Origin of the sequence: Streptomyces sp. NPDC059248 (assembly GCF_042753905.1) — a bacterium.
Classification (GTDB): domain Bacteria; phylum Actinomycetota; class Actinomycetes; order Streptomycetales; family Streptomycetaceae; genus Streptomyces.
In genome coordinates this window covers 1-13,997 of record NZ_JBHYZV010000014.1, presented here as the reverse complement: position 1 = coordinate 13,997, position 13,997 = coordinate 1, and the positions used below count along the sequence as shown (strand labels likewise).

Below are 13,997 nucleotides of genomic sequence, written 5' to 3'. Positions count from 1 at the left end.
ACGAGCGGGGAGGCCGGTCGGACGGGGCGGTCGGGGGGCATCGGTTCCACCTCTTGACAGGCAAACGGTGCGGCTGGATTACTGGGCGTGCCGCACGCTAACCGAATGGTCGGTCGGGAAACAAGGGTGGTGGAATCAAGGTGGTGCAATCGGTGGCACGGACCACTGACAGGACCCCCGCCGAGGAGATGCTCGCCGCCGACGAGGCGTCCCGGGCCCTCGGTATCGAACTGCTCGAACACACCGCCGGCGCGGCCCTGGTACGGATGACGGTGACCCCCGCCATGGTCAACGGACACGGCATCGCCCACGGCGGCTACCTCTTCCTCCTCGCCGACACGGCGTTCGCCTGCGCCTGCAACGGCCACGGCCCGGTGACCGTCGCGGCGGGCGCCGACATCGTCTTCGTCGCCCCGGCGTACGAGGGCGACATCCTCACGGCATGCGCCGGGGAACGGGTCAGATTCGGCCGCAGCGGGGTCTGCGACGTGACGGTACGGCGCGGCGACGAGGTGATCGCGGAGTTCCGGGGACGCAGCCGTACGGTCCGGGGCGCGCCGCCCGACCCCGGCGACGCGGACCCCGCGGGGCGCGCCGCCGGGCCCCGCGGACCGGACGCGCGGCAGGAGACGGACGGTGCGCGGCGTACCGGGCACGGGAGAGTTGAGGAGAGCTGATGAGCAGCGAATCGACGGCCAGGCCGAACCCGGTCCCGGGCGGTGCGCCCGAACCCCCGGGACCCGGCCGCACGGGCGAGCCGCTTCCGCCCGGACTGCTGGACGACGCCGAGCGCCTGACCCGCGACCAGCTGCGCGAACTCCAGCTCGACCGGCTGAGGGCCACCCTGCGGCACGCCTACGAGAACGTGGAGCTGTACCGCCGCAAGTTCGACGAGGCGGGAGTACGGCCCGACGACTGCCGCTCCCTCGGCGACCTCGCCCGCTTCCCCTTCACCACCAAGGCCGATCTGCGGGACACCTACCCGTTCGGCATGTTCGCCGTCCCCATGGCCGACGTCCGCCGGATCCACGCCTCCAGCGGCACCACCGGCCGCCCCACCGTCGTCGGATACACCGAGAACGACATCTCCCTGTGGGCCGACGTCATCGCTCGTTCGATCAGGGCGGCCGGCGGTCGCCCCGGCCACAAGGTGCACATCTCCTACGGCTACGGCCTCTTCACCGGGGGCCTCGGGGCCCACTACGGCGCGGAGCGCGCGGGCTGTACCGTCATCCCGGCCTCCGGCGGTATGACCGCCCGTCAGGTCCGGATCATCCAGGACTTCCGCCCCGAGATCATCATGATCACCCCGTCCTACATGCTCACGCTCCTCGACGAGTTCGAGAAGCAGGGCATCGATCCCCGTACCACGTCCCTGCGGACCGGTATCTTCGGCGCCGAGCCCTGGACGGAGGAGATGCGCCGCGAGATCGAGGAACGCGCGGACATCCACGCCGTCGACATCTACGGGCTCTCCGAGGTCATCGGCCCCGGTGTCGCCCAGGAGTGCGTCGAGACCAAGGACGGCCTCCATGTGTGGGAGGACCACTTCTACCCCGAGGTGGTCGATCCGCTCGCGGACACCGCCCTTACCGACGGGGCGGAGGGCGAACTCGTCCTCACCTCCCTCACCAAGGAGGCCATGCCGGTCATCCGCTACCGCACCCGCGATCTGACCCGGCTGCTCCCCGGCACCGCCCGGCCCGCCTTCCGCCGGATCCGGAAGATCACCGGACGCAGCGACGACATGATCATCCTGCGGGGTGTGAACCTCTTCCCCGGCCAGATCGAGGAGATCGTCCTGCGCACCCCGGACGTGGCACCCCACTTCCGGATCGAGCTGACCCGGCGCGGCCGGATGGACCATATGCACATCCTGGTCGAGGCGGGGCCCGCGACCGGCGGCGACCGGCGGGAAGCCGCGGCCCGGGAGATCGCCCGGGGCGTCAAGGACGGTGTGGGCGTCACCGTGGAGGTCACGGTCGTGGACCCGGAGAGCCTGGAACGCTCGGTCGGCAAGATCCGCCGGGTGAAGGACCTCCGCCGGTCGTGACCGGGTCCGGCCGCGCCGCCGGGTGACCCGGACGCCGGGGCGGGACCGCCCCGGCGTCCGGAACGGTCGTTTCACCGCGACGGACTCCACGGCACCTCGCCGGACGGCCGGAGCGCCCGACACAATGAGGTGAGCGGCGAAGGAGGCGGCGATGGCCGGAGTGAGGGAGTCGCCCGAACGGGGCGAGCACTGCGAACGGCTGGCGTCCGCCGCCTCAGCCGCCTTCGCCCCGCTGCGGATCCGCCCCGACGCGTCCGACGGCCCCGCCGTCCGCCCGGGACTCTCCGGCACCCTGCGCAGCGCCCGGCCGGGCGAGGTGCTGGTGGCCCGGATCACCGGCGGCCCGTGCACCGTTGAGCGCCCGTCGTCCCTGATCGGCTCCGCCGATCCCGAACTGGTGAAGGTGGCGCTCCACGGCTCCGGCCGCGCGGGCGTCGAGCAGGACGGCAGGCAGTGTCTGACGGCTCCCGGGGATCTGGTGGTCTACGAGACGACCCGCCCGTACGAACTCCGTTTCTGGGACCCGTTCGACCTGATCGTGCTCGGTATCCCGCGCGCGCTGCTGGGCCCCCACAGCGATCCCCTCGCCGCCCGTACCGCGTCGGCCGTGCCGACCGACGGGGGCGGCCGGCGGCTGGCCGCCGCCCTGCTCCGGGAGGCCGCGGGCGATCTCGACACCTGCTCCGGCGACGGCGCCCCGCATCTGGCCGACGCCCTGGTCTCGGTGGTGCTTTCGGCCCTCGCCGAACAACGGATCACCCCGCGCCCGGCGGACGACCTCGCCGAGCGCATCCTCACCCACTGCCTCGGCCGGCTCGCCGACCCCCGCCTCTCACCGGAGTCGGTGGCCCGCGCGCACCACATCTCCGTCCGCTATCTGCACAAGGTGCTCCAGCGGCGCGGGGTCTCCCTCGCGTCCTGGATCAGAAGCCGCCGTCTGGAGCGCATCCGCCGCGACCTGGCGGACCCGGCGCTCGCGGACCGGAGCGTCTCCGTGATCGCCGCCGGATGGGGCTACCTCGACGCCACCCATCTCAGCCGCGCGCTGCGTGCCGCCTGCGGGCAGAGCGCGGCGGAGATCCGCCGGGAGGCCGCCCGCCGCTCCGGCCCCCCGGCCGCGCCCTGACACGCCCTGACGCGCCCCGGCCGCCGTGACCCGTCCACGGTCACGACGGCCCCCGGCCCTCCGGCCGGCCGTCGACCGGCCGGTACGCCCCGCACCGGCTCCGCTACCCGGCCGGTGCCGCGTGGGTGGCGTCCGGGTCGTAGGCCGGGTCGGCGAGCAGGGTGTGCAACTGGCGGCGGCGCACCCCGATGTTTCCGCCGTCGAAGAGCGGATAGACCAGCGCGTCCTGGAGGATGCCCGCGATCGGGTTCTCGTGGCTGTAGCTCTCCATCCCGACCACCCGCATCAGATCGGTGATGACCCGGACCGCCGTCTCCGAGCCGAAGACCTTCGCGTGCAGGGCGAGTTCGGCCGCCGCCGGGCTGCCCGAGTCCAGGGCGTGGCAGGCCCGCCAGGAGAGGTACCGTACGGCCTCCATCGCCGATTTGGCGTCGGCCAGCGCGTACCCCACGGCCTGGTGTTCCACGATCGGTACCGCCCCGGCGCGCCGCTCCCGTCGGGCGAAGTCGAGCGCGAACCCGAACGCCGCGCGCATCTTCGCCAGCGCGAAGACCCCGACGAGGGCCGCGGTCGGCACGAAGCTGCCCGCGACGATCGCCCGCCCCGCGCCCGGCCCGCCGAGGACGTTGCCCCGCGGCACCCGGACGTCCCGGAGGGTGATCGTGGGGGTCTGATGGGCCCGGTGGCCCAGCAGATCGAGGCTGCCGTCCAGGGTCAGTCCCCGGACCGGGCCCGGGACCAGGAGGACCGAGAGCGCCTCGTCGGGCGGGGCGGTCGTACTCGTACGGCAGACGACGGCCAGCAGGTCGGGGCCCGCGCCGTCCCAGCCGCCCGCGCTCGACACCCACCGCTTGGAGCCGTTGATCACCCACTCGTCGCGCCGCTCGTCGAGTACGGCGGTGGTCCGCACACCGTCGGCGGGCGCGGGCGCGTCGTAGTTGGCACTGCCGCCGGGCTCGCTGAAGGCGAAGGCCGCGAGCGGGGCCCCCGAGGGCCGGAGGAAGGGGCCGAAGTGCTCCGCCACCTGCTCCGGGCTCCCGGCGGCCATCAGCGGGGTGAGTCCGAGGGTGACCGCGAACAGGGTCAGGGACACATTCGCGTCGACGGCGACGAACTCCTCCGCCACCAGCGCGAAGTCGACCATGCCCCGGCCCTCGCCGCCCAGCGGCTCGGGCAGGATCCGGCGCAGCCAGCCCTCGGCCACGGCCCGCTCGTAGACCGGCCGGGTGGCCCGCCACCGCTCCTCGGGGTCGCTCATCAGCCGGGTCGCGGGGCCGACGCCCGACAGGCACCGGTGCGCGAACTCCCGCGCCGATGAGCGGAGTTCGCGCTGTTCGGGGGTGAGAGTGAAATCGATGGCCATACGGGGCTCCTCACGGGTGCGCCGTGCCGCCGGGCGCCTGGCACCGGCGGCACGGAGGAACATGTCGTTCACGGCCGGGGGCGCCGGTCCGGCCGGCCCGCCCCGCCCGCTCGATGTGCGCAGGTGTGCTCAGATGTGGCTGGTCCAGACGCTTTTGACCTCGGTGTACGCCGCGATTGCCTCCCAGCCCATCTCGCGGCCGATACCGGAGGACTTGGTGCCGCCCCAGGCCGCCGCAGCGTCGAGCCCCTGCATCATGTTGATCCACACGGTGCCCGCCTTCACCTGCCTGGCCAGCCGGTTGGCGGTGGCGATGTCCCGGGACCAGACCGAGGCGGCCAGCCCGTAGTCGGAGTCGTTGGCGAGGCCGGCCAGCTCCTCCGGATCGTCGTACGGCAGCACCGCCAGCACCGGGCCGAAGATCTCCTCCCGGGCGATCCGCATGTCCTGTCCCACGCCCGCGAAGACCGTCGGCTCGTGAAAGAAGCCCCCGGCGGGTACCCCGTCCGGACGGCCGCCGCCGGTCAGCAGCTCGGCGCCCTCCTCCCGGCCCGCCGCGACATAGCGCGCGGTCTGCTCCACCTGTTCGGCGGAGACCAGCGGACCGAGCTGGGTCCCCGGATCGAGCCCGTCGCCCAGCCGCAGGGACGCCGCCGCCCCGGCCAGCTTCTCCGCGAACTCGTCGTGCCGCCCGCGGTCCACGTAGAAGCGGGTGTACGCGGCGCATACCTGGCCGGAGTTGAGCAGGCCGCCCAGCAGATTGCCCCGTACGGCCGCGTCGATGTCGGCGTCCGCGGCTATCACGCTCGGCGCCTTCCCGCCCAGCTCCAGCGACACCTTCTTCAGCGCCCTGCCGCACTCGGCGCCGATCTCCCGGCCCACCGCCGTGGAGCCGGTGAAGGAGATCTTCCGCACCAGCGGGTGGCGGACCAGCGCCCGCCCGGTCCCGGGGCCGCCGGTGACGACATTGACCACCCCGGCCGGGACCCCGGCGAGCCCGATCAGCTCGGCGAGCCGCAGGGTGGAGAGCGGGGTCTGTTCGGCGGGCTTGATCACCACGGTGTTGCCGGTGGCGAGGGCGGGCGCCAGCTTCCACACCAGGATCATCAGCGGGAAGTTCCACGGGGTGATCAGACCGCAGACACCCAGGGGTTCCCGTACGGTCCGGTGGTCCGCGTCCGGTACGGAGAGCGGCGACGACACCCCCGTGATCTTGGTGACCCAGCCGGCGTAGTAGCGGAAGTGCTCCACCGCGTTGGGCACCGAGAACCCGGCGCTGACCCCGAGCGGCTGCCCCTGGTCGAGGGTCTCCAGCCGGGCCAGTTCGTCGCCGTGCTCCTCCAGCAGGTCGGCCACCCGCAGCAGGAGCCTCGCCCTGGCCGCGGGCAGCAGCCCGGCCCACGCGGGTGAGACGAACGCGTCGGCCGCGGCCCGTACGGCGGCGTCCACATCCGCCTCCGTGGCGTCGGGCAGTTCGGCGACGACCTCGCCGGTCGCCGGATTCAGGGTGGGGAAGACGGTGCCGCCGGTTCCCGCGGTCCACTCGCCGCCGATGAGCATGTCGGTGCGCATAGCTGTTTCGCTCCTCCGAAGGGCTGTCCTGGTGGAGGCCGGCGGATGCGGGGTATCGCGGTGCGCGGCCGGGCGGGACGTCGTCGCCTGGCGGGAATCTAGGCTCGGCCGCGCCGCCAGGTTCGCCTCCGGACGCACGGGCAGTCGCCGATGAGCGCCCTCCGCGGACGGCCTCGGGCGGGAGGCGCGGCCCCGGGCCCCGGGCCGGTCCCGGCGCTTTCGCCCGGGGGAGTGTTGTGGCCTGTCACACGGGCTGTGTGATACTGCCGTCTCGGTGGATCACGGAGACCGGCGCGCCCTCGCGGGTACGCCACCGCGGCGCACCCCGTCGTATTTCCGTCCGTGCTCATGAGGGAGAAGGCCGCGTCCCATGTCGACAGCACCCGATTCGGCGGCCGACGAGGCCGACCGGTCCGCCGGCCTCGGCGGCCGTGACGACGCGCCCGGCTCCGAGCCGCGGGCCGCGAGTACGGTGCAGATCGTCGACCACGCCCTTCAGGTGCTCAAGGCGGTCGCCGAGGCGGACCGGCCGCGCGGGGTCCGGGAGCTGAGCCGCGATCTGGGGATCAGCAAGAGTTCGGTGCAGCGCATCCTCGCGTCGCTGGAGCGCGAAGGGCTCGCCGTCGCGGAGGAGAGCAGCCGGAAGTACGTCATCGGGCCCGCCGCGCTCACCCTCGCGTGGAAGCACGCGGCCAACAGCGACCTGGTCGGGGCCGCTTCGGCCACGGCCTCCCGGATCGCGGCCATGACGGGTGAGACGGCGTGCGTCTCCACGGTCGTCGACGGGCGCCGGGTCACCGTCTACGAGGCGGAGAGCCCCCAGCCGCTGCGGCTGATCACCGGAGTGGGCCGGCCCTACTCCCTCTTCTCCGGCGCCACCGGCCGGGTCCTGCTGTCGATGCTGCCTCCCGAGTGGCTCGACCGGCTGCTGGAGGAGTACACCGGCACCGATACCGAGGTGGTGCTGAGCCGGGTCGACGCGGCGCGCCTGGACGGGTACGCGATCAGCCGCGAGGAGTGGATCCCGGGCGGCTGCGGAGTGGCCGTTCCCATCGGCACCCAGGGCCGGGTCGTCGCCGCCCTGAGCATCTACGGGCCCGAGGCCCGGCTGTCCGCCGAACGTACGGCCGCCCTGGTGCCCGTGCTGCGGGCCGCGGCGGCGGAGATCACGGTCCGCTGGCGGCAGCCCGCCTGACGTCCTTCCGCCGGGTGCGGCCGGACCGTCCGGCCACGGCACCCGGTGTCCGCCGTTCCCCGTGGCGCGCCGGGCCCGTGATGCCTCCGGCCGCACCGGATTCCCCGATACGTCCGGTACGGGCCCTGCCCCGCCGGGCGGCCCCGTCCCCGGCGACGGCGCCCGAGGTTTGACTCCCGCGCCCGGGGAACCGGGCTTCCCGCCTTCTCGGCGCCCCATCCCCGCCGCCCGGCAAGGGCCCTGACGGATCGTCATGGGTCGGCCGTGCCCGGCCGCCCCGTTGCCCCGCCGTTCCGATGCTCAGGCCCGGGTACGGCCCGGATCCGGTATGGCCGGAACATGCCGTCGGCATGGCGCGTTCAGAGCTTTCCGTCACCCCATTGACCCGCCTCGATTTCGATGGGTACGTTGTCCCAACAGAGCTGGTCCACTGTCCCAGATTGATTCGCGGAGCCCGTCCGGAGACCCCGGCGGTACCGCTTTCCCCCTCCCCGGACCCCGATGCGCGGACCCTTTCGCCGGGTCCGCCCCGAGCCGATCCGACGGCGATCCGCCCCCTGCGGCCGACCGCGGACCTGTATACGACCGAGAAAGAGGTACTTCCCATGATGCTGGGATGGCGTGCCCGAATTGGGCAAATACGTCCGGCTACCGCCATCGAAGGTGCCGAGGAATGGCGCTCGGTGGCCCCCACGGGTGTGGCCTTCGCCGACGCGCGCACCATCGTTCCCCGGGTGGACGCCGAGGGGCTGAAGACGATGATGTCGCAGGTACTGGAGGCCTCGCGGCAACTCGCCACCGCGAAGGTGGACCTCATCGTCCAGTGCGGCGCGCCCGGCACCTTCATCCCCGGACCCGGCACCGACGAGAAGGTGACGGACGAGATCACCGCGGAGACCGGGATCCCGGCCATCACCATGATGCAGGCGCAGGTGGACGCCCTGCGCGCGGTCGGCGCCGGCTCCGTGGCCGTCGGCAGCATCTACACCGACGAGGTCAACGAGGCCCTGCGCGCCTATCTCGTCGCCGTCGGATTCGAGGTCCCCGTGGTCGAGGGCCTCCAGATCACCGACCCGTACGAGGCCAGCGTCCACGACGCGGACAGCGCCTACCGGCTCGGGCGCCGGCTGCACCGGGCCGCCCCCGACGCGGACGCCCTGCTCATCTCCTGCGGCACGTTCCGGACCTTCGAGGTGCTGCCCTATCTGGAGATGGACACCGGACTGCCGGTGGTCACCAGCAACCAGGCGTCCCTGTGGCGGGCCCTGCGCGAACTCGGCCTGCGGGACGAGATCCCCGCACTCGGCCGGCTCGGCGGCATCTCCTGACCGTCCGCCGCCGCCGGGAACCGCAGGTCACCCCCGTACCCATCGAACAGAGGAGAAGGAAGACGTGCTCGTCGACGCACTGCAGTTCGTGAAACCGTCCCGGGAGCGCTTCGAGGAGTGGCACGCCGCGGGGATCACCGCGATCCACGCCACCCTGGCCATCTGGGAGGACTCCACCGAGACCATGCGCGAGGTGGGCCGCTGGCAGCGACTGCTCGCCGAACACTCCGATCTCCTGTGCGAGGGCCGCACCGCCGACGACATCCGGCGCGCCGAGACCGAGGGCAGGACCGCGGTCGTCCTCGGCTTCCAGAACAGCAGCCCCTTCGAGGACGACCTCGACCTGGTCGGCGCGTTCCACCGGGCCGGGGTCCGGATCGCCCAGCTCACCTACAACACCCAGAACTCCGCCGGGGCGGGCTGCTGGGAGGGCGAGGACGCCGGGCTCTCCCGTACCTACGGGCTCAACCTCATCCGTGAGATGAACCAGGTCGGCATGGTCGTCGACATCTCCCACTGCAACGAGCGCACCTCCTTGGAGGCGATCGAGGCGTCCGAGCGGCCGGTGGCCGTCACCCATGCCAACCCCCGCGCGTTCGTGGGGGAGGACGTGGAACTGGCGATCCGCAACAAGTCCGACACCGTCCTCAAGAAGGCGGCGGAGTCCGGCGGGGTCGTCGGTCTGAGCATGTATCCGAGAATCGCCCCCGACGGCGTCGACTGCACCGTGGACCGCTTCTGCGACATGGTCGCCTACACGGTCGAACTCATCGGTGTCGAGCATGTCGGCCTCGGCTCCGACTACTACGCGGGCCAGGGCGACGAAGAGCTGCACTGGTGGCGGCAGGGCCGCTGGAGCCGTACCCCGATGGTGCCCATCTCGGGACCGGTCGAGTTCCCGGGCTGGTACGCGGCCGGAAAGGGCTACGACGCCGTACGGCGGCGGCTGCTGGAGCGCGGCTTCACCGCGGCCGACGTCGAGCGGATATCCGGCGGCAACTGGGTGGACCTGTTCGACACCGGCTTCACCGCCGCCCCCCGCCCCTGATATGCGCACCCACGGCTGCGGGAGGACGACCCGGAGATGAACCGCTACGACGCAGTGATCGTCGGCGGTGGCCACAACGGACTGGTGACCGCCGCCTATCTCGGGCGCGCCGGGCTGAAGGTCGCGCTCCTCGAATCCCGGCCCCAGCTGGGCGGCCCGTGCGGGGCGTACGAGTTCCTGCCCGGCCGGCGCCTGGCCTTCACCAACTCGCCCGGCTCGCTCAATCCGGCCGTCGTCGCCGAACTGGGCCTCGCCCGGCACGGCCTGCGGTTCGTACGGGTGGACCCGACCGTGGTCCACCGGTTCGACGAGGGCTGCTTCATCGGCTGGCGGGACCCGGCCCGGGTGGACGCGCAACTGGACGCCTTCGCACCGGGCGAGGCGGCCCGCTACCGCGCCCTGATCGAGGGCCTGGAGCGGCTGGGCGCCCGGCTCGGCGTCCTCCCGGACCGTACGCCGCCTCCCGTGGACGTACTGAAGAAACGTTTGTCCGATCCCTTGGACATCCGGCTCTTCGAAGCGGTCTTCGAGGGCGGACTCACGGCGCTGCTCGACACGCACCTCCGCTCCGACCGGGCGAAGGCGCTGCTCATGATGCTCGCCCTCAACGCCCAGCTCGTCCCGCCCGGCACCCCGGGCAGCGCCGTGGGACTGATGATGCGCCCCTTCGCACTCGCCGCCACCGGCGGCGGGGGCCCGGACGCCGCGGAGCGCGTCGCGCTCCGCGGCTCCACCGGACTCCCGGTCGGCTCGATGAGCGCCATCGTCGACGCCCTCGCCGGAGCCTGCCGGGAACACGGCGTGGACCTGCGCACCGGCACCCCCGTGGCCCGGGTCCTGCACGGCCCCGACGGGGTCGGCGGTGTCATCACCCCCACCGGTGAGGAGTTCCGCGCCCCCCGGGTGATCTCCACCGTCAACCCCCACCACCTCTTCCGCGACCTCCTCGCCGACGGGGCGATGGACCCCGGCATCCGGGACACCGTCCTCGCGGAACCCATGCGCGGCTCCGCCTTCAAGGTGGTCCTGGAAGTCGACTCGCTCCCGCCCTACGCGGGGCTCCCGAAGGACGCCGACCCCGAAACCGTACGCGCCTGCCAGTTCCGGTTCGGCTCCTCACCCCGGACCATCGAGAACGCGATCACCGAAGCGCTGGCCGGCCGGACCGGTGACGAGATCCTGATGTGGGGACTGACCCCCACCCTCACCTCACCCGCACTCACCCCCGGCACCACCCACCTGATCAGCCTCAACGCCTGGCACGCGCCCTACCAGCCGCAGGACGGCCCCTGGGACGCCGCGCGCACCGAACACTTCGGATACCGCTGCGTCGCACAACTCGGCCTGCTGATGCCCGGCATCGCCGACCGGATCGTGGCCCACCGCTTCATGAACCCCGTGGAGATGGCGGCCGAACTCGGCCTGGCCGGCAGCAACATCACCCACGGCGACATGCTCCCCGCCGGGCTCTTCGGCGCCCGCCCGCACCCCGCCCTCGCGGACCACCGGACCCCGCTCCCCGGCTTCTACGTCGGCGGCAGCGGAACCTGGCCGGGCGGCTACGTCACCGGCACCCCCGGCAGGAACACCGCCGCCGCGGTACTGCGCGACCTCGCCCACGACGAACAAAGGCCGCACCCATGAGAACTTCGCCCCGTAGCGGGCCGCCCCGGCCGCCCCGACCACCCCGGGCGACCCTCCGCCGTGCCCTCGGCGCGATCGCCGTCGCCGGGCTGCTGCTCACCGGCTGCACCTCGCCGCCCGCCTTCGGCCGCGACCCGGGCACCCTCGTCGTCGGCGCCGAGGGCGAGATACCCGTCCTCGATCCGCACCGGCTCTCCGGCACCGTCGGCCTCCGCGTCGTCGACGCCCTGTTCGACCCCCTCATCCGCGAGGACCTCACCACCAAGACCGACCGGGCCCCCCGGCTGCGGCCCGCCCTCGCCACCTCCTGGCAGGTGTCCCCGGACGCCCTCACCTACACCCTCGCCCTGCGCACGGACGTCACCTTCGCCGACGACACCCCCTTCGACGCCGCCGCCGTGAAGCTCAACTTCGACCGGATCACCGACAAGAAGTCCCCGGTGTACGACGCCACCGCCGCCGGGAACATGAAGTTCCTGACCCGCTGGATCGACCGGGTCGAGGTCCGCGGACCGCATACCGTCACCCTCCGGCTCACCGAGCCGTACACCGGTCTGCCCCGGGTCCTCACCGACCGCCGGATGTCCCTGATCAGCCCGGCGGCGCTGCGCGCCCACGACCCCGACGACGTCGGACTCCACCCCGTCGGCACCGGCCCCTACCGCCAGCGCTCCGCCGACCACGGCAAGCGGGTCGTCCTGCAACGCAACACCGCCTACTGGGGCGGCGTCCCCAGGACCGAGTCCATCATCGTCGAATCCGTCAGCGACCCCACGACCCTCGCCATCGCCGCCCAGACCGGCGAGGTGGACGCCATCCTCAGCGCCGGGGCCCAGCAGGTACGCCAGCTCGCCGGCCGGGGCACCATGACGGCCCAGTACCCGGAACCCGCCAACCAGTACTTCCTGCGGCTCAACACCCGTACCGCCCCCACCGACGACGCCCGCTTCCGCCGGGCCCTCAACCACGCCGTGGACCGAGACGCCATCGCCACCCTCACCGCGGGACAGATCGCCCCGTCGCACGGCCCGCTGCCCCGCGGCAACGAGGCGTACCGGGCATCCGCCGCCGGCGACCGCTACCCCCACGACCCCGCCCTGGCGAAGCGACTGATCGCCGAGAGCGGCGTCCGCACCCCGGTGACGCTGCGGCTCCTCGCCCCCGACAGCGGCCCCGGCTTCTCCCAGGCCACCGAGATCATGTCGCTGATCCAGCAGGACCTGAAAGCGGTCGGCGTACGACTGGAGGTCCAGTACATGGAGTTCGCGTCGCTCGTCGCCGAGGAGGGCGCCGGATACAAGAAGGGCGTCCACGGCTCCTTCAACGGCTGGACCACCGGCGCCGACGCCGGGGACTTCCTGGAGCGGATGTTCGGCGGCGAACTGCACCCCCCGAACGGTGTGAACCGGGGCTGGTACGCCAACCGGACCGTCGACGCCCTCCTCGACGAGGCCCGCGCCGAACCCCGCGAGGAGACCCGGATGAACCTGTACCGCAAGGCCGCGGACACCATCGCCGCCGACGCGCCGTGGGTCTTCCTCTACCAGGACCGGCTGCCCCGGCTGCTGAGCCGCAAGGTCGAGGGAGTCGTCGCGGCACCCTCCGCCTACATCGACTACACCACCATCCGCCGCCGGTGAGGAGACCCCAGCCATGAAGGCCACAGCGGCACCCGTTCCCCGGGCCCCCTCCCGCGCGCCCCTGCGCGACCGGCTGCGCGCGATCGGCGGCGGCAGTACCACCACGGTCATCGGCGGCGCCGTCGTCGGCGTCACCGTCCTCGTCGCCCTGCTCGCCCCCTGGATCGCCCCGGCCGACCCGCTCGCCACCGATCCGGCGGCCATCGGCCTCGCCCCCCTCAGCGACGGCCATCTCCTCGGCACCGACGAGGTCGGCCGCGACATCCTGAGCCGGCTCATGCACGGCAGCAGACTCGCCCTCCTCGTCGCCGTCGTGCCCACCCTGCTCGCCCTGCTGATCGGCGGCCTCATCGGCCTCGTCTCCGGCTATGTCGGCGGCTGGCTCGACAGCACCCTGATGCGCCTGTTCGACGTGATGTTCTCCTTCCCCGGCATCCTGCTCGCCCTCGGGATCGGAGTCGCCCTCGGACCGGGACTCACCTCCATGGTCATCGCCATGGTCGTGGTCACCGTCCCCGAGTTCGGCCGGATCGTCCGCGGCTCCGTCGTCTCCCTGCGGCAGGAGCAGTACGTGGAGGCCGCCGGAGTCCTCGGCTACGGACACCGCCGCATCGCGCTGCGCCACATCACCCCCAACCTCCTCGGCGGACTGACCGTCTTCGCCACCCTCCAGACCGGACGGAACGTCATCCTCGGCGCCAGCCTCGCCTTCCTCGGGCTCGGCGCCCAGCCACCCGCCCCCGACTGGGGCCAGATGCTCAGCGGCGGCCGGGCCCTGCTGGTCACCTCGCCGCATGTGGCGACCGTCCCCGGGCTCGTGATCGTCGTCCTGGCCGTCGGATTCAACCTCCTCGGCGACGGCGTACGGGACCGTCTCGACCCCCGCAGCCGCGGGAACCGGCCCGCGCGGAGCGCGGGCCGCCGCCCCCAGACCCACCGGCGGAGCCGGTCCTGTCTCTTATACACAAAACCGAGCCCACCCGACCTTCGTCTATCTAGAAAGCCGTCTACTGAAAGAAAAAGGAGGG

The 13,997-nt window shown here is 72.8% G+C and carries 11 protein-coding genes; 9 read left to right on the top strand and 2 right to left on the bottom strand.

Annotated elements, in window-relative coordinates; all coding sequences use genetic code 11:
* Positions 1 to 188 precede the first annotated feature (188 nt).
* The 3 genes from paaI to ACFXG1_RS08250 all read left to right on the top strand — a co-directional run bounded on the left by paaI (position 189) and on the right by ACFXG1_RS08250 (position 3,179).
* Positions 189 to 677: a hydroxyphenylacetyl-CoA thioesterase PaaI gene (gene paaI, locus ACFXG1_RS08260; RefSeq protein ID WP_384716288.1), complete on the top strand. Its 489-nt coding sequence runs from the start codon at positions 189 to 191 to the stop codon at positions 675 to 677.
* Positions 677 to 2,053, top strand: a complete 1,377-nt coding sequence (gene paaK / locus ACFXG1_RS08255) for a phenylacetate--CoA ligase PaaK (RefSeq protein WP_384716279.1) — start codon at positions 677 to 679, stop codon at positions 2,051 to 2,053. Before paaI ends, paaK begins: the two co-directional genes overlap by 1 nt.
* 151 nt (positions 2,054 to 2,204) lie before the next feature.
* Positions 2,205 to 3,179, top strand: a complete 975-nt coding sequence (locus ACFXG1_RS08250; protein ID WP_384716282.1) for a helix-turn-helix domain-containing protein — start codon at positions 2,205 to 2,207, stop codon at positions 3,177 to 3,179.
* A 103-nt stretch (positions 3,180 to 3,282) separates the two neighbouring features.
* On the opposite strand, the gene ACFXG1_RS08245 is transcribed toward ACFXG1_RS08250, so the two are convergent.
* Both ACFXG1_RS08245 and ACFXG1_RS08240 read right to left on the bottom strand, forming a co-directional pair.
* Entirely contained in the window at positions 3,283 to 4,542 is a 1,260-nt protein-coding gene (locus tag ACFXG1_RS08245; RefSeq protein ID WP_384741693.1) for an acyl-CoA dehydrogenase family protein, read from the bottom strand.
* A gap of 129 nt (positions 4,543 to 4,671) precedes the next feature.
* Positions 4,672 to 6,114 (bottom strand): aldehyde dehydrogenase family protein, encoded by a 1,443-nt coding sequence (locus tag ACFXG1_RS08240; RefSeq protein ID WP_384723684.1) that lies wholly within the window; start codon positions 6,112 to 6,114, stop codon positions 4,672 to 4,674.
* 370 nt (positions 6,115 to 6,484) lie between these two features.
* On the opposite strand from ACFXG1_RS08240, the gene ACFXG1_RS08235 reads away from it, so the two are divergent.
* The 6 genes from ACFXG1_RS08235 to ACFXG1_RS08210 all read left to right on the top strand — a co-directional run.
* A complete protein-coding gene (locus ACFXG1_RS08235; RefSeq protein WP_384741691.1) occupies positions 6,485 to 7,309 on the top strand; it encodes an IclR family transcriptional regulator in 825 nt (274 codons plus the stop codon).
* Between the two features lie 605 nt (positions 7,310 to 7,914).
* Positions 7,915 to 8,637 (top strand): aspartate/glutamate racemase family protein, encoded by a 723-nt coding sequence (locus ACFXG1_RS08230; RefSeq protein WP_384717286.1) that lies wholly within the window; start codon positions 7,915 to 7,917, stop codon positions 8,635 to 8,637.
* A gap of 64 nt (positions 8,638 to 8,701) precedes the next feature.
* Positions 8,702 to 9,685 (top strand): dipeptidase, encoded by a 984-nt coding sequence (locus ACFXG1_RS08225; RefSeq protein ID WP_384717289.1) that lies wholly within the window; start codon positions 8,702 to 8,704, stop codon positions 9,683 to 9,685.
* A gap of 36 nt (positions 9,686 to 9,721) precedes the next feature.
* Positions 9,722 to 11,329, top strand: coding sequence for a phytoene desaturase family protein (locus ACFXG1_RS08220; protein WP_384741689.1), 1,608 nt, complete (start codon positions 9,722 to 9,724; stop codon positions 11,327 to 11,329).
* The gene (locus tag ACFXG1_RS08215) at positions 11,326 to 12,969 is read left to right on the top strand and encodes an ABC transporter substrate-binding protein (protein WP_384717298.1); all 1,644 of its coding nucleotides are present in this window, start codon (positions 11,326 to 11,328) and stop codon (positions 12,967 to 12,969) included. Before ACFXG1_RS08220 ends, ACFXG1_RS08215 begins: the two co-directional genes overlap by 4 nt.
* 13 nt (positions 12,970 to 12,982) lie before the next feature.
* A partial coding sequence (locus tag ACFXG1_RS08210) for an ABC transporter permease (protein ID WP_384741687.1) occupies positions 12,983 to 13,997 on the top strand: 1,015 nt, incomplete at its 3' end.

Coding starts and splice junctions, on each gene's coding strand:
- paaI (WP_384716288.1), top strand. CDS start 189: ATGCTCGCCGCCGACGAGGCGTCCCGGGCCCTCGGTATCGAACTGCTC.
- paaK (WP_384716279.1), top strand. CDS start 677: ATGAGCAGCGAATCGACGGCCAGGCCGAACCCGGTCCCGGGCGGTGCG.
- ACFXG1_RS08250 (WP_384716282.1), top strand. CDS start 2,205: ATGGCCGGAGTGAGGGAGTCGCCCGAACGGGGCGAGCACTGCGAACGG.
- ACFXG1_RS08245 (WP_384741693.1), bottom strand. CDS start 4,542: ATGGCCATCGATTTCACTCTCACCCCCGAACAGCGCGAACTCCGCTCA.
- ACFXG1_RS08240 (WP_384723684.1), bottom strand. CDS start 6,114: ATGCGCACCGACATGCTCATCGGCGGCGAGTGGACCGCGGGAACCGGC.
- ACFXG1_RS08235 (WP_384741691.1), top strand. CDS start 6,485: ATGTCGACAGCACCCGATTCGGCGGCCGACGAGGCCGACCGGTCCGCC.
- ACFXG1_RS08230 (WP_384717286.1), top strand. CDS start 7,915: ATGATGCTGGGATGGCGTGCCCGAATTGGGCAAATACGTCCGGCTACC.
- ACFXG1_RS08220 (WP_384741689.1), top strand. CDS start 9,722: ATGAACCGCTACGACGCAGTGATCGTCGGCGGTGGCCACAACGGACTG.
- ACFXG1_RS08215 (WP_384717298.1), top strand. CDS start 11,326: ATGAGAACTTCGCCCCGTAGCGGGCCGCCCCGGCCGCCCCGACCACCC.